General features: G+C 69.1%; 13 protein-coding genes. 9 read left to right on the top strand and 4 right to left on the bottom strand.

The window, feature by feature from the left end; genetic code table 11:
* From Q0672_RS05175 to Q0672_RS05185, 3 genes are all read left to right on the top strand, one after another.
* A partial coding sequence (locus Q0672_RS05175) for a TrkH family potassium uptake protein (RefSeq protein WP_298620448.1) occupies positions 1-775 on the top strand: 775 nt, incomplete at its 5' end.
* A gap of 147 nt (positions 776-922) precedes the next feature.
* Positions 923-1996, top strand: coding sequence for a uroporphyrinogen decarboxylase (gene hemE / locus Q0672_RS05180; protein WP_298620450.1), 1074 nt, complete (start codon positions 923-925; stop codon positions 1994-1996).
* 439 nt (positions 1997-2435) lie between these two features.
* Positions 2436-4616, top strand: coding sequence for a primosomal protein N' (locus Q0672_RS05185; protein ID WP_298620452.1), 2181 nt, complete (start codon positions 2436-2438; stop codon positions 4614-4616).
* Between the two features lie 45 nt (positions 4617-4661).
* Here Q0672_RS05185 and Q0672_RS05190 read toward each other — a convergent pair whose 3' ends face one another.
* Positions 4662-5261, bottom strand: coding sequence for a CHRD domain-containing protein (locus Q0672_RS05190; protein ID WP_284189750.1), 600 nt, complete (start codon positions 5259-5261; stop codon positions 4662-4664).
* A 241-nt stretch (positions 5262-5502) separates the two neighbouring features.
* Here Q0672_RS05190 and Q0672_RS05195 point away from each other — a divergent pair, with 241 nt between their 5' ends.
* The 3 genes from Q0672_RS05195 (at position 5503) to Q0672_RS05205 (ending at position 7562) form a co-directional block, all read left to right on the top strand.
* Positions 5503-5856 carry a hypothetical protein gene (locus tag Q0672_RS05195; protein ID WP_298620456.1) on the top strand — a complete coding sequence of 118 codons (354 nt, stop codon included), beginning with the start codon at positions 5503-5505 and terminating at the stop codon, positions 5854-5856.
* Between the two features lie 202 nt (positions 5857-6058).
* On the top strand, positions 6059-6289 hold the full coding sequence (locus Q0672_RS05200; protein ID WP_298620458.1) for a hypothetical protein: 231 nt from the start codon (positions 6059-6061) through the stop codon (positions 6287-6289).
* Positions 6273-7562, top strand: coding sequence for a DUF2325 domain-containing protein (locus Q0672_RS05205; RefSeq protein WP_298620460.1), 1290 nt, complete (start codon positions 6273-6275; stop codon positions 7560-7562). Before Q0672_RS05200 ends, Q0672_RS05205 begins: the two co-directional genes overlap by 17 nt.
* A 5-nt stretch (positions 7563-7567) precedes the next feature.
* On the opposite strand, the gene Q0672_RS05210 is transcribed toward Q0672_RS05205, so the two are convergent.
* A complete protein-coding gene (locus Q0672_RS05210) occupies positions 7568-8800 on the bottom strand; it encodes an MFS transporter (protein ID WP_298620462.1) in 1233 nt (410 codons plus the stop codon).
* A gap of 180 nt (positions 8801-8980) precedes the next feature.
* Here Q0672_RS05210 and Q0672_RS05215 point away from each other — a divergent pair, with 180 nt between their 5' ends.
* The 3 genes from Q0672_RS05215 to Q0672_RS05225 are packed head-to-tail and all read left to right on the top strand — an operon-like array spanning position 8981 to position 11320.
* Positions 8981-9340 (top strand): response regulator transcription factor, encoded by a 360-nt coding sequence (locus Q0672_RS05215; protein WP_298620464.1) that lies wholly within the window; start codon positions 8981-8983, stop codon positions 9338-9340.
* A gap of 4 nt (positions 9341-9344) precedes the next feature.
* Positions 9345-9980 carry a chemotaxis protein CheC gene (locus tag Q0672_RS05220; RefSeq protein WP_153162205.1) on the top strand — a complete coding sequence of 212 codons (636 nt, stop codon included), beginning with the start codon at positions 9345-9347 and terminating at the stop codon, positions 9978-9980.
* On the top strand, positions 9977-11320 hold the full coding sequence (locus tag Q0672_RS05225) for a GGDEF domain-containing protein (protein WP_298620467.1): 1344 nt from the start codon (positions 9977-9979) through the stop codon (positions 11318-11320). The genes Q0672_RS05220 and Q0672_RS05225 overlap by 4 nt, the downstream gene beginning before the upstream one ends.
* 12 nt (positions 11321-11332) lie before the next feature.
* Here Q0672_RS05225 and Q0672_RS05230 read toward each other — a convergent pair whose 3' ends face one another.
* Both Q0672_RS05230 and Q0672_RS05235 read right to left on the bottom strand, forming a co-directional pair.
* Positions 11333-12304, bottom strand: coding sequence for a nitronate monooxygenase (locus Q0672_RS05230; protein ID WP_153162209.1), 972 nt, complete (start codon positions 12302-12304; stop codon positions 11333-11335).
* Between the two features lie 74 nt (positions 12305-12378).
* Positions 12379-14676 (bottom strand): AsmA family protein, encoded by a 2298-nt coding sequence (locus Q0672_RS05235; RefSeq protein WP_298620469.1) that lies wholly within the window; start codon positions 14674-14676, stop codon positions 12379-12381.

A 14676-nucleotide genomic window follows, 5' to 3' on the forward strand; every position in this document is an offset into this window, starting at 1 on the left:
CAGCGTCGGCGCCTTCGACAACCCGGTGGTCGAGTTCATCCTGATCGTCTTCATGGTGATCGCCGCAATGAACTTCGCCACCCATTTCGTTGCCCTGCGCGGCCGCAACCTGCGAGTGTACTGGCAGGACGTGGAAGCCCGCGGCGTGGTCGGCCTGATCGTCGCCTCATGCTTCGGTGTGGCGCTCTACGTGTGGCTCGAAGGCACCTACGAGGATTACCCCACCGCGCTTCGCCACGTCAGCTTCAACCTCGTGTCGATGGCCACCGACTGCGGCTTCGCCAGCCAGGATTTCGACAAGTGGCCGGTCTTCGCGCCCTTGTGGATGCTGTTCCTGTCATGCATCACTTGCAGCTCCGGCTCCACCGGCGGCGGCATCAAGATGATCCGCACCCTGATTCTCGCCAAGCAGGCCAACCGCGAACTCACCCGCCTGATCCACCCGGCCATCGTCAATCCGGTCAAGGTCGGCGGCGGCACCATCCCCAACAACGTGGTGATCGCCGTCCTCGGCTTCATCTTCCTGTACTTCATGAGCGTGGTGATGCTGGTCTTCGTGATGATCCTGTCGGGGCTGGATTTCATGACCTCCCTGGGCGCCATCGTCGCCAGCATCAACAACGCTGGCCCCGGCCTCAACAAGGTCGGCCCCGCCACCAACTACGCCGTGCTCACCGACTTCCAGACCTGGGTGTGCAGCTTCACGATGCTCCTCGGCCGCCTCGAGGTGCTCTCCCTCGCCGTGGTGTTCACCCCGCAGTTCTGGCGCAAATAGGGAATGGGTATTGGGGAGTGGGCAGTGGGTTCAGCCCCACGCCCGCTTCCAACTCCCCACTCCCTACTCCCCATTACCCGCTCCCCAAAAAAGCGGATAATCCCGCCTTTGCCGCCTAGCGCGGCCCCTGCCTGTCGAGGATTTCAAGTGAGCCGTCCGAAGAACGATACCTTCCTGCGCGCCCTGCTGCGCCAGCCCACCGAATACACCCCCCTGTGGCTGATGCGCCAGGCCGGGCGCTACCTGCCCGAGTACCGCGAAACCCGCAAGCGCGCCGGCAGCTTCCTCGACCTCTGCAAGAACCCCGGCCTCGCCTGCGAAGTCACCCTGCAGCCGCTGGCCCGCTACAACCTCGACGCTGCCATCCTGTTCTCCGACATCCTGACCGTGCCCGACGCTATGGGCCTGGGCCTGTACTTCGCCGAAGGCGAAGGCCCCAAGTTCGAGCGTCCGCTGAAGGAAGAATGGGAGATCCGCAACCTCGCCGTGCCCGATCCCAACCTCGAACTCGGCTACGTGATGGACGCCGTCGCCGAAATCCGCCGCGCGCTGGATAACTCCGTGCCGCTGATCGGCTTCTCCGGCAGCCCCTGGACGCTCGCCTGCTACATGGTCGAAGGGGGCGGCTCGGACGACTACCGCAAGGTCAAGGCGCTGCTCTACAGCCGCCCCGATCTCATGCACCACATCCTCGGCGTCACCGCCAAGGCCGTCACCGCCTACCTCAACGCCCAGATCGAAGCCGGCGCCCAGGCCGTGATGATCTTCGACTCGTGGGGTGGCGTGCTGGCCCACGACGCCTACAAGGAATTCTCCCTCGCCTACACCCGCCAGATCGTCGCCGGCCTCACCCGCGAGAAGGACGGCGAGAAGATCCCGTGCATCGTGTTCACCAAGGGCGGCGGCCTGTGGCTGGCCGACATCGCCGACAGCGGCGCCGACGCGGTCGGCCTCGACTGGACGGTGGACATCGGCGCCGCCCGCCGGCTGGTGGGCGACAAGGTCGCGCTGCAGGGCAACCTCGATCCGGCCGTGCTCTTCGGCACCCCGGAAGCCGTCGCCGCCGAGACCAAGAAGGTGCTCGACGCCTTCGGCCCCCACAACGGCCACGTCTTCAACCTTGGCCACGGCATCTCCCAGTTCACCCCGCCCGAGAACGTCACCGTGCTGGTGAACACCGTCCACGAACACAGCCGCAAGCTGCGCGGGCAAGGCGCGTGAAACGACTGTGACGCTCCACCGGAATGGCCGGCAAACGCCGGCCATTTTGTTTCCGCCCGCCGCGTGCGGGGGGCGCTGAAAACCGACCCGTCAAGCACTAAATTTGCAATTCAGGGCTTGACTTGTGCACAGCGCCACCTTTTGTTTCATAAAGGTTGCAGCCCGCGCGTACGCACCTGGCTTAAAATTTAAGTCATTGTTTTAAAACGTTTTATTATTTGACCCGGATTTAGGCAAAGTAGGGCCAGGGCTTGCCGGCAGCGGGTTTTGCGAGGCTTTACCCAAATTTCCCACAAAGTTATCCACAGATTTTGTGGACAACGGAAAATACCCCCGCGACTCCAAGGGTTTCAAAAATGTTTCCGATCTTCGGTCTTATCAAAACTTTGTAAGTCACTGATTTAATTAAAATCGTAAAAGTTCACCGAAATTTCAGGCCATGAGCACCGCCATCGTCCGCGTCGCGCTTCCCGTCCCGCTGCCCCAATGCTTTGATTACACGGCAGAAAACGTCACGGCCGGGGATCTGGGGCGGTGCGTCCGGGTGCCTTTCGGGCGGGGCGAGAAGACCGGATTGATCGTCGATCTGCCCGACGCCGCCGATCTGCCCGTCGAACGCCTCAAGCCGGTGATCGCCATCCAGCGCGAAGCCCCCGCCCTCCCCGCCGACTGGCTGGCCCTGGTCGAGTTCGCCGCCCGCTACTACCAGCATCCGCTCGGCGAGGTTGTGGCGATGGCCCTGCCGCCGCGGCTGCGCAAGGCGGATGCCGTCGCCGGCGCCGAGGCCGACCCGCTCCTCGACATCACCGATCTCGGCCGCGAGGCCCTCGCCGGCACCAAGCGCGAGAGCCGCGCACTGGCCCTGCTGCGCGACATCGCCACCCACGGCCCGCGCCGGCGCAGCCTGCTGCGCGAAGGCGACGGCGGCACGCCGGTGGTGGCCGACGCCCTCAAGCGCGGCTGGATCGCCCCCGGCGTCGCCGCCGACCCCGCCGCCATGGCAGGCGCCCCCACCCTCACCGACGAACAGCAGGCCGCCGTCGAGGCCATGTCGGCCAGCTTCGGCCAGTTCCAGCCCTTCCTGCTCGCCGGCGTCACCGGCAGCGGCAAGACCGAGGTCTACCTGCGCCTCGTCCAGCAGGTCATCGCCCGGGGCGAACAGGCGCTGATCCTGGTGCCCGAAATCGCCCTCACGCCCCAGCTCGAAGGCCGCGTGGCGGGTCGATTCCCCGCCGCCCGGGTGGTCAGCCTGCACTCGGCGCTGGCCGAGGGCGCGCGCTCCCAGGGCTTCGTGCAGGCCATGGAAGGCCGCGCCGAGATCGTGCTGGGCACCCGGCTATCGGTGTTCACGCCGCTGCCGCGGCTGGGGCTCATCGTGGTGGACGAAGAACACGACGCCAGCTACAAGCAGCACGAAGGCGTGCGCTATTCGGCCCGCGATCTTGCCATCTGGCGCGCCCGCCAGCGCAGCGTGCCCATCGTGCTGGGCTCGGCCACGCCGTCGCTGGAGAGCTGGCACGCCGCCGACACCGGCCGCTACCGCCGCATCGAACTCACCAACCGGGCCGTGGCCGCCACCATGCCCAGCGTGCGCCCGGTGGATGTGCGCCGCGAGACGCTGCAGAACGGCGTCTCCGAGCACCTGCTGCGGGCCATCGACGCGCGCCTCCAGCGGGGCGAGCAGAGCCTCATCTTCCTCAACCGGCGGGGCTACGCGCCGGTGCTGTCGTGCCCGTCCTGCGGCTGGGTGAGCCGCTGCCCGCACTGCACCGCCAACCTGGTGCTGCACCTGGCCGACAAGCGCCTGCGCTGCCACCACTGCAGCTGCGAGACCCACATCCCGGTCTCCTGCCCCGACTGCGGCAACCAGGACATCCAGCCCTTTGGCCGCGGCACCCAACGGCTCGAGGAAACCCTCGCCGAACGCTTCCCGACCGCCCGGGTGCTGCGGGTCGACCGCGACGCCGCCCGCACCCGCGCCCAGTGGGACGCGCTGCTGGCGCAGATCGGCAACGGCGAGGCCGACATCCTGGTCGGCACCCAGATGATGGCCAAGGGCCACGACTTTCCCAAGCTCACCTTCGTCGGTGTGCTCAACGCCGATTCGTCGCTGTTTGCCGCGGATTTTCGCGCCCCGGAGCGCCTCTTCCAGCAGCTCATGCAGGTGGGCGGCCGGGCCGGGCGGGGCGAGCTGCCCGGCCAGGTGATGATCCAGACCCAGTACCCCGACCATCCCCTCTACCAGTGCCTCGCGAAGCACGACTTTGCCCGCTACGCCGCGATGCAGCTGGAGGAGCGCAAGCAGGCCCGCTTCCCGCCCTTCGCCGCCAACGCCCTGCTGTGCGCCACCGCCGATGAAGTCGCCACCGCCCTCGACTGGCTGAAGGCAGCCCGCGAGGCCGCCCTGCCCTTCGCCCAGGCCTTCGGCGTGCAGGTGTTCGACGCGGTGCCGATGCGCATGGTCCGGCTCGCCCGCCGGGAGCGCGCCCAGCTCCTCGTCGAAGCCCCCGGCCGCCCCGCCCTGCAGGCCTTCCTGTCGGCCTGGAGCCGGCACCTGTGGGCGCTCAAACCCGCCCGCGGCCTGCGCTGGCACCTGGACGTGGACCCGGCCGAAGTCTGAGCCGCGCCACCCCTGCAACGCGGGGCCGCATCACGGCCCGGCAGATCACCCCCGGCGCCGACGCGCCAGCAATCCACAGCCCGTCGCCAGCCCCAGAAGGCCGAGCATCGCCGGCTCCGGCACATCGCGGGTCAGGAAGCCGCGGATCTCGCCGCCGGGGAACACGTTGGTGTGGATGTTCAGATAAGCCTTGTCGGCGTCCAGCCCGGTCAGGAAGGCATCCGCCGCCAGCGCCACCGTTCCGCCGTTGTTGGTGACGTAGGTCGGGTTCCAGGTGCTGGCCAGGGTCAGGTCGAAGACCTGGTGGTAGATACCCGCCGTCACCCCCGACGGGAAGCCGACGAAAGTCGGCACCTGGGTCGCGACCCCCGCGGTCCCGGTCATCGCCACCGGCGTGCAGCAGTGGATGTGGGACGCCGTCACGTTGCCCGTCAGCCCGCCGAAACTCACGTCCAGCGTCATCGTGAGCGCCGTCGTATCCACCAGAAGTGTTGCAGCGCCAAAACCCGCCGACGCGTTGGGCGGCGCCTCGGCTGCGCCGCTCAGGATCGTCGAGTAACTCACCAGCGAGGCACCGGCCAGCGGCGCAGACAAGGCCAGGACACCGGCCACCCCACAACGAACAGCGTTCTGCAACAAGGACATGGCAACTCTCCCGGGGGAAATCAAGACGTTTGGGTAGGACGCAGCGCAATTCACCGAATCGCGAATGAAACGCAGCCGCGTTCTCTCTTTGTAGCACATCGAACCCCGTCGCGCCCCCGTTACAACTGAACATGACCTTACATTTGGGCTGACAACCCGCGCCAGGGGCCGGCGTTATTCGCTGCAAGGGCAGGCAATCACGCCGCCCGGACCAAAACGTCATCCCTCAGGAGAACATCTCATGCTGAACAAGATCATCGCCCTTGCCATCACCGCCGGCTTTGCCACTGTCTCCTTCGCCCAGACCCCGGCCGCTCCGGCCCAGGCCGCGCCCGCCGCCAAGGCCGCCGTCGCCGCCGCTGCCGAGAAGAAGGTCGAAGCCGTCAAGGCCGAAGTCGCCAAGCCGACCGAACCCGCCAAGGTCGAGCCCGCTCCCGCCGCCGCCACGCCGGCCAAGGCTGAAGCACCGAAGGCCGTGAAGAAGGCCCACAAGGCCGCGAAGACTGCCAAGCAGGCCGCGAAGAAGGCCGAAGCCGCACCGGCCGCCGCCGCTGCCGCCACCCCGGCTGCCGCACCTGCCGCCGGCGCCAAGTAAGCCAGCCAGATCGCCCAGCCTCGCGGGGCGTGTTCCGGGAAACCGGGGCACGCCCCGCGGTGCGTTTACCGCCCACCAGCGACGCAAGGCGCCCGATCCATCCAAGCTGCCCGCAAGGCATACATGAGAATTGTTCTCGTTTACTTTATTCTCGCCACGGCCTATATTGCGAATCATTCTCAACTACAAAGAGAGTGATCCGATGGAACCTCGCCTCGCATCCACCCCGCCCGCCAGCCTGTGGGCCGGCGCCCTCAGCGCCGTGCTGAGCTACGACGAAACCGGCTGCCCCCACGCCTCCCGCCGCGCCGCCGATCTCCTCGCCCGCCTTGCCGACTTTCCCGACACCGACCGCGACCTGCGCGACCTCTGCGAGCGCGCCAGCCAGCGCCTCGACCGCAGCCCGGAGAAGCCCCATGTGCCGCAACGCTGAACGCCTGCCACCCGGCGCCGCCGTGTTCGCCGAGCCGCCCGCTCCGATCAAGCCCGACACGCCCCGCGCTCGCCCGCGCCTGTGGACCCTCGACCCCCAGCACCACTGCCCGATCATCGGCACCTGCCTGCCCCTGGGCGACCTACAGCGCATCGCCAAACGCTGCCATTTCGCCGCCCGCCCGGACGACGACTTCGCCCTGCACGTAGAAGCGGTGAGCCACGCCCGCAGCCGCAACCCGGCCTCCGAAGCCATCCAGCGCCACCTCGACGCCCGCTACCGGCTGGCCGTGGCCCGCTTCGCGCGCTTCAAGACCGACGCCGAGCTTCGTGACGAATGGCTGGCCTGCTTGGCCCGGGGCGAGGTGGCCGGCCCCCTTTGGGCGCTGTGCACCCACCGGATGGCCTCCGCCGAAACCCTGCAGGCGGCCTACCAGCGCGTGCACATGCTGTCCCACCGGGTGGGCGCCGGGCTCGCGGCCGACACCCGGCGGCTCGCCCAGCTCGAAAAGGAAAACACCGAACTGCGCTCCGGCCTCAAGCGCGAACTCACCGCCCTGCGCCGCCAGCTCGCCGCCGCCGAATCAGCCCTCATGGAGCGCGACGCCGCCCGCACCGAGGCTGCCGAGCTGAAGAAGCGCCTGCAACGCTTCGAATCCGGTCAGGTGATGGTCGATCTGGGCCGCCGGCTGATGAGCCTGCAGGGCGCCACCGAAGACCTCGCCAGCGCCACCCGGCGCATCTTCACCCTGGAACGCACCCTCAAGGACGCCCACCAGGAGAGCATCCGCCTGGCCGCCGAGCGGGATACCGCCCTATCCGAGCGCAACGCCCTCGAAGCCATCCTGCAGGCCAGCCTGCCCGCGGTGGACGACGCCGACACCGAAGCCGTGTGCACCCGCGCCGGCAGCGACGACTGCGCCGGCTGCCCCCAGGCCACCAGCGAGCGCTGCATCCTCTACGTAGGCGGCCGCGCCGCGCTGATCGCCCAGTACCGCCAGCTCGCCGGGAGGCTCGGCATCAAGCTGATCCACCACGACGGCGGCCTGGAGGAATCCCTCTCGCGCCTGCCCGACATGATCAACGGCGCCGACGCAGTGCTGTGCCCCACCGACCACATCAGCCACAACGCCTACTACCACGTGAAGAGCCACTGCAAGCGCATCGGCCGACCCTGCCTGTTCTACAAGGGCGCAGGCGTATCCGGCTTTGCGGCGGCGGTGGCGCGGGTCAATCGGGGGGAATACAGCGTCGCCGGGCAGGACGAGGCCTGAGCCAATCAGGCCACCGGCTGCAGCCGCCCGGCCCGCGAAAGGGGAATGAAGCTCAGCGCCTGGGCCGCCAGCAGCAGCACGAAGGCCACCACCAGCGCCGTGGCGGCGCTCATCCCGCCGCCGCGCAGGCCATCCACCAGCCCGCCCAGCCCCCACTGCACGCCAAACGCGCCCACGAAGGCCACCAGGTTGATGCAGGTCGTCACCCGGCCGGCGAGGCGCAGCGGAAAGTAGCCCGCCAGCACGCCGTACATCTGCGCGCCGGTCGCCGACACCACGCCCAGCAGGCACCACAGCGCCAGGGTCGGGCCCACCTGCGCGATGATCAGCGCCTCCACCACCATGCTCGCGAAGAGCCCGATCTGCATCAGCCGCAGGGGCGACACGCCGCGCGCCGCGAGGGGAATCGCCCAGGTGCCGATGGACAGCTGACCCGCCAGCATCCCCACGTTGAGCCACAGCAGGTGATCCGCCGCCAGCGCCCGGCTGTAGCCATTCACCTCCATCAGCCAGGGCACCGCCCACAGGCCCTGGAGCGCCATGAAGCCGCCGGTGAAGAACGCCGACTGGGCCGCAAAGCCCCGGAAGGGCACCGCCGTCAGCACCTCGCCCACCCCGCGCAGGGCCTGCTGGAGATCGCCCTTCTCGTGCCCGTCGTCCCGCTCCGGCATTGCGAAGAAGATCGTCGCCGCCACCAGCACCGCCAGCACCGCCACCACCCAGAAAGCGCCGCGCCAGCCGATGAAGGGCAGGGCCGCCTCGAGGGGCGCCGAGGCCGTCACCGCCCCGAGGGCGCCGCTGGACATCACGTAGCCGGTCATCGACGCCAGCCTCTCCCGGGGGAACCACAGCGTGAAGCCCTTCAGCCCGGCCATCAGGCAGGCCGACACGCCAAACCCGATCAAACCCCGCGCGCCCGCCAGCACCGGCAGGCTGTCACCCAGCGCGAACAGCGCCGCGCCCAGCCCGGTGAGCAGCAGGAGCAAGGCCTCGACCCGTCGCGGCCCGTAGCGGTCGAGGGCGATCCCCACCGGGATCTGGGCCAGCGCAAAGGCAAAAAAGTAGGTGCTCGTCAGCAGGCCCAGATCGGCCGCGCCCAGGCCCAGTTCACGGGTCAGGTCGGGCGAAATCACCGCATTCACGGTACGCATCAGGTATGAAAGGTAATAGCCCGCGGCAAAGGGCAGAAACACCCGCGTGACGAGAGAAGCCCGTGAAGGCAGGGACGACGACGACATGGACAACGACCGGCAGTTTGCGCAAGGCCGCAGCTTACCGGCCCGGCCCGCCGGCGTCTCTGCCGATCAGGGAAAGCCCCAAGTCGCCCGCCACACCGGCCTCGCGCAGGACATAAGCGATTTGACTAAAGTTTACTCAAGTGCCGCCGTAAGCACCGCAGCAGCCCCAAAGAGTGCTCCATGACCGCCACCATTCTTCTCGTCGACGACAGCCGCGCCTCTCGCATGTTGTGCAGTTCGATCATCCGGAGCCTGCGTCCCGGGCTTCAGATCCTCGAGGCTGGCGACGGCAACGACGCCTTGTCCGTGCTCGCCAGCCAGACCCCGCAGCTCGCGGTGATCGACATGAACATGCCCGGGATGTCCGGGCTCGAACTGGCCGAGAAGCTGCGCACCAGCCATCCGGACATCCGGCTCGCCCTGCTCACCGCCAACGTCCAGGAATCCATCCAGCGCCGGGCCGCCGAGCGGGGGGTGCATTTCTTCCGCAAACCGATCACCGAATCCGTCGTGGCCAGCATTCTGGGCCTGCTGGACTGACGCCATGCGCACCTTCTCCGACCTCGAGATGGATGCCCTGGCGGAAGCCTTCAACCTGTCACTCGGCGAAGCGGCCGCCACCTTTTCGGCCATCGTCCACGAGGAGATCGAACTGTCGGTGCCCATCGTCGAGTTCATCTCCCGGGACGAGCTCACCCGCCGCCTGCAGGGCGACAAGGCCGACCAGGACCCGACCCGCCTGTGCCGCATCAATCAGAGCTTCACCGGCAGCGACGGCCTCGTCACCGACGCCCTGCTGCTCTTCCCCGAGCACGGCAGCCTCGAAATCGTCCGCCGCATGCTCGGCGACGACACGCCGATCGCTCACATCACCGAGCTCGAACAGGACGCCCTCGCCGAGATCGGCAACATCATCATCAACAGCTGCATGAGCAGCCTCGCCAACCTGTTCGGCACCGAGCTCATCGGCTCCCTGCCCCGGGTCCAGTGCAGCGACGCCGCCCATCTGCTCGACGACAAGGCCGCGGACAACCTCATCCTCGTCGCCCGGATCGGCATGGTGATGTCCGCCCACAACCTGTCGGGCTTCGTGCTGTTCCTGATGGACGTGCCCTCGGTGGACCAGTTCATGGCCCGCGTCGCCCACCTGTTCAGGCTGCCCTCCGCGGCGCTCCAATGAACGACGACCACCTCCTGGCCGACAGCGTCGACATCGGGCTGATCCTCCTCGACCACGACGGGCGGATCCGTCTGTGGAACCGCTGGATCGCCCAGCGCGCCACCCGCGCCGCCCACGAGGCCGAAGGCATGACCCTCACCGAGGCCTTCGGAAACCACATCGACCCGCGGCTCACCCTCGTCGTGCGCGAAGCCATCGACTTCGGCTGGACCGCCCGCCTGTCCCACGCCCTGCACCCGATGCCGCTGCCGCTGTTCCCCCCGGGCAGCGACCACAGCCAGCGCATGATGCAGGCCATCGACGTCACCCCCACCACCGACGGCACCCGCCGCATGTGCCTGCTGCAGGTGCGCGACGTGACCGAGGCGGTGCACCGGGAAGCCCTTCTCAAGCAGCAGGCCCACCAGCTGCGCAACGACCTGCAGCGCCTGTCCCGCGCCCAGGAAGAACTCCAGCGCAGCGAGATGCGCTTCCGCGAGCTCGCCCGCCAGGCCCCCGCCGGGCTGTTCGAGGCCGACGCCGAAGCCCGCTGCACCTTCCTCAACGAACGCGGCGAGCAGCTCCTGGGCCGCGAACTCGCCCAGGTGGCCGGCAGCCCGTGGCCAAATTTCCTGCCCGCCGCCGAACAGGAGCGCATCCACGACCGCTGGCTGCTGGCCGTCAAATCCGCCACCCGCTTCTCGGAAGAATTCCGCTACATCCACCCCAGCGGCCGGCCCCTGTGGCTGCGCGCCGAAGCCGGCGCCCTGCGCGACCAGCACGGCCAGATCCGCGGCTTCATCGGCACCATCGTGGACATCACCGAGTTCCACGAACGGGCCAGCCGCAACGAGTTCCGCGCCAACCACGACAGCCTCACAGGCCAGCTCAACCGCGACCACTTCGAGCGTCACCTGCGGGCGGCGATCTCCGGGGCGCGGGAAGTCACCGACCGCATCGCCCTGCTGTTCATCGACCTCGACGACTTCAAGGTCATCAACGACACCCACGGTCACCAGGCCGGCGACACCGTGCTCAAGGCGGTGGCCTACCGGGTGCGCCGGGTGGTGCGCGCCGAAGACAGGGTGGCCCGCTACGGCGGCGACGAGTTCGCGGTGCTGCTCTACGAAGCCGGCGATGACCGTTCGCTGGCGGCCATCGTCGCCAAGATCACCCACGCCGTGGCCCTGCCGATCAACCTCGGCCACTGCCACGTGCGCATCAGCTGCTCGATCGGCCTGGCGGTGTATCCCGACGACGCGCAGGACCCGAACGGCCTGCTCAACCAGGCCGACCTGCGCATGTACGACGGCAAGCGCGGCCGGCCGGCGCGCGCCGGCCTGGCACCGCCCACCGCCTGAGCGGCGCCGGGATCAGCCTGTGACGGCCGGGCTCGGCGGCAGGGCACAGGCCGCCCGGTATTCCGCCGCCAGCCGGTCGCACAGCTCGCGCACCGGCGGCGCGTCGTGGATCGTCGCCACGCCATGGCCGGCGCTCCACACATCCCGCCAGGCCTTGGCCTCGTCCGACAAGGCCTTCAGCTTGCCCTTGCCCACGCCCTGCACCAGCTCCTCGCGCTTGTGGCCCAGCCGCTCCAGGCTCGGCCACAGGAAGTTGGCGTTGGTGCCGGAGATTGCGTCGGTGTAGACGACATCGCCCGCCGAACTGTCGATGAGCATCTGCTTGTAGGCGTCCTGGGCGTTGGATTCGCGGGTCGCGATGAAACGCGTGCCCATGTAGGCCAGATCGGCACCGAGCACCTCGGCCGCGCGCACCGTGTAGCCGTCGGAGATCGACCCGCCCAGCACCAGCGTGCCATCCCAGAACTCGCGGATCTCCCGCACCAGACTGAAGGCGCTCTGGGTGCCCGCGTGGCCGCCCGCGCCGGCGCCCACCGCGATGATTCCGTCCACGCCGGCGGCGATGGCCTTCTTCGCGTGGTAGGCGTGGATCACGTCGGAAAACACCAGCCCGCCGTACTCATGCACCGCCTTCACCACCTCGCCCGGGTGGCCCAGGCTGGTGATGACGAAGGGCACCTTGTGGCGGCAGATGAGTTCCAGGTCGGGCGCCACCCGCGGGTTGGAGGCGTGGAGGATCAGGTTGACGCCGTAGGGCGACACCGCCGCCGACGGATCGGCAGCCTTCGCGGCCGCCAGCGCGCCGGAGATCTCGCCCAGCCAGGCATCAAACTGTTCGGAGGTGCGCGCGTTGAGCGCCGGGAAGGTGCCCGCCACGCCGGCCTTGCAGGTCTCGATGACCAGCGACGGGCCGGAAACCAGGAACATCGGGGCAGCGATGGCAGGCAGGCGCAGGGCGCCGCGGAAAACGGACGGAATGCTCATGAAGTCTCCTCGGTATTCTTGTGGGTGCAGCGGGGATCAAATCTAGCACCATACGGAGGAGTACGGAAACCGGCCTAGTTTCCGGGCTCCGGAGCAGGTGCAGGAGCGGGCGCAGGCTTGGGCGAAGGCGGCGGCGCGACCGGGGCTGCGGCCGGCGTCGGGACAGGAGCCACCGCCGGGGCCGATGCAGGTGCTGACGAAGGCGCCGCGGGCGCCGGGCGGGGCGCCGGCTTGACCACCAGCCGGGGCGCAGGCGGCGCGATCACCACCGGCTTCACCGGGGCCATCGGCGCCGCGCCCGGATCGAGCTGCCAGTCGGGCCGGGCCAGGGCGCCCCGGGCCCGCACGGGCACCGGCACGCCGCGCAGGCTGCCGAGCACGGGCGTGTCCACCGGCGCCACGGCCAGCAGGTTCAGCCGGACGAGGGCGTCGACGCGCGGGCCGGACAGATCGATGCTGCCGCCACCCGTGAGCGCCAGCGTCGGGCTGCGGGCCTGCAGATCACTGCTGCGGGCGTGACCGCCAGCCACCTCGAACCCTGCCGTGAGCTCGCCCACCGGCGTGCTCTCGGTGTCCCGGTACGGTCGTTTGGCGGGCTGGCGGGCCTGGATCGGCCCGCGCCAGTCCTTCAGCGCGGCCGAGGCGTCGATGCCGCGCAATACAGCGCCGCGCAGGCGCACGCGGGCTTGACCAGCCAGGCCATGGCGCACGTCGGCCAGGGTCTGGCCGGCACCGCTCACGTCGATGAACAGGTTGAGCAGGCCGCTCGCCGGCTCCCGGCCGGTCGCGTCGCGGAGCAGCGGTGCCACATTGACGTTCTGCACGTAGCTGCGCCACTGGAGCTTGTTGCCCTCGGCCAGGCTGGCCGTGCCTTCCAGGGTGCCGCCGTAGAGATTTCCGGTGTAGGCCGTCGCCGCGAGCTTGCCCCCGTGGAGCGCCAAGGGCAGGCGCAGGCGCTCGACGTGCACGCCGCCAAGTTTGAGGCTCGCGACCTTCAGCACCCCGTCCGCATCCAGCCCCGACAGGGCCGCGGCGTCAATGCGGGTAGTGCCGTCGATGGGGCCCAGATGGCGGTCGGCGTCAAAGCGGTCCACGTCCAGATCGAAGCCGATGCCTGGGGCCGAGAGCTTCGGCAGGTTCCAGCTGCCCGTCAGATGGCTGTCGCCAAACCGCAGATCCAGCTTGCCACCGCCGTTGTCACGCCCCAAATCAAACTTGCCGCCCAGCTGGGTGGCGATCTTGAGGGGCGCGGCGCCAGGCTTGGCGGCCGTCAGGCCCAGCTCGCCGGCCAGCGCCGGGATGTCCAGCACCCGCGCATCCGCCTGCCAGCTGGCCGCGCCACTGAGGCTGCCAGCCAACTGGCCCGCCGGGGTCTTCCAGTCGATGTCGGCGCTGAGCTTGTCCACCGCCAGCTGGTTGCCCTTGGCGGCGAGGCCGGCGATGCGGGTGCGGAGTTGGCCGCCGTAGGCCTTGCCGTCGATCCGCAGGGCAGCGTCGGCCGTTGCGGCCTCGGGGCCGGCAACGCCCAGCACCACCCGCGGTGCGGTGACGCGCAGTTCGGCCAGCCGCCCGTCGGATTTGTCCTTGCCCACGAAGCTCAGGCCGCTCGCCTGGAGCGCGCCGTCGGCGGGAATCTGAAGTTCGGCGACCGCCAGATCCACATCAACATCAGCCCGGTCGGCCAGCGCGCCGCGAACCGCCAGATGGGCGCTGCGCGCCTGATGGCCCGCGTCGCCGTCGAGCCGGTAGCCGGTCTGCAGCTCGATGCGCGCATCGGCGAGGGGCGTGGCCTGGGTGAATCTGGTGGAAAGCTCAAGCCTGCCGTCGGCCTTGCGCCCGAGCCGGCTGGTGCCGAGGCGGATGTCGGACAGCGCGAAGTTGCGGCCGGTGGCCTCGTCGATCCAGTTGAGCACGCCGCCGGTCACCGCCAGCTTGTCCACGTCGAACTCCAGCGGCGCCTCGGCGGGCAGCGGAGTGAGGAGGTCGGCCACCGACAGCTTGCCGTCCTTGCCCCGGCGCAGGGCCAGCCGCAGCCCGTCCACCTCGACCCGATCCACCACCACGCGCTGGGCCAGCAGCGGCAGCAGGCGCAGGCCGATGGTGCCCTGCTCGATGCCGAGGAACTCGCCGTCGCCGTTGCGGCCGGAGAGCGCCATGGCCGGCAGGCGCAGCTCGAGCCGCGGGAACATGGCGAGCTCGACCGCACCGTCGAAGCGCAGGGTGCGCTGATGGCGTTGCTTGGTGAAGTGGCTCAGGTCGGTCGCCAGGCGGGCGCCGTCAAAGGTGGCGTAGAGATACAGCGCACCGGTGGCGACGGCCGTGCTGGCGCCACCGAGGGCGAAGGCCAGGTACTTGAGGTATTTGAAACGCAT

The organism is uncultured Zoogloea sp. (genome assembly GCF_937894855.1).
Lineage (GTDB): Bacteria > Pseudomonadota > Gammaproteobacteria > Burkholderiales > Rhodocyclaceae > Zoogloea > Zoogloea oryzae.

What these genes read in the sequence shown, in the direction of transcription:
- Q0672_RS05185 (WP_298620452.1), top strand. Translation starts at nt 2,436, where the DNA reads ATGAGCACCGCCATCGTCCGCGTCGCGCTTCCCGTCCCGCTGCCCCAA.
- Q0672_RS05190 (WP_284189750.1), bottom strand. Translation starts at nt 5,261, where the DNA reads ATGTCCTTGTTGCAGAACGCTGTTCGTTGTGGGGTGGCCGGTGTCCTG.
- Q0672_RS05195 (WP_298620456.1), top strand. Translation starts at nt 5,503, where the DNA reads ATGCTGAACAAGATCATCGCCCTTGCCATCACCGCCGGCTTTGCCACT.
- Q0672_RS05200 (WP_298620458.1), top strand. Translation starts at nt 6,059, where the DNA reads ATGGAACCTCGCCTCGCATCCACCCCGCCCGCCAGCCTGTGGGCCGGC.
- Q0672_RS05205 (WP_298620460.1), top strand. Translation starts at nt 6,273, where the DNA reads ATGTGCCGCAACGCTGAACGCCTGCCACCCGGCGCCGCCGTGTTCGCC.
- Q0672_RS05210 (WP_298620462.1), bottom strand. Translation starts at nt 8,800, where the DNA reads ATGTCGTCGTCGTCCCTGCCTTCACGGGCTTCTCTCGTCACGCGGGTG.
- Q0672_RS05215 (WP_298620464.1), top strand. Translation starts at nt 8,981, where the DNA reads ATGACCGCCACCATTCTTCTCGTCGACGACAGCCGCGCCTCTCGCATG.
- Q0672_RS05220 (WP_153162205.1), top strand. Translation starts at nt 9,345, where the DNA reads ATGCGCACCTTCTCCGACCTCGAGATGGATGCCCTGGCGGAAGCCTTC.
- Q0672_RS05225 (WP_298620467.1), top strand. Translation starts at nt 9,977, where the DNA reads ATGAACGACGACCACCTCCTGGCCGACAGCGTCGACATCGGGCTGATC.
- Q0672_RS05230 (WP_153162209.1), bottom strand. Translation starts at nt 12,304, where the DNA reads ATGAGCATTCCGTCCGTTTTCCGCGGCGCCCTGCGCCTGCCTGCCATC.
- Q0672_RS05235 (WP_298620469.1), bottom strand. Translation starts at nt 14,676, where the DNA reads ATGCGTTTCAAATACCTCAAGTACCTGGCCTTCGCCCTCGGTGGCGCC.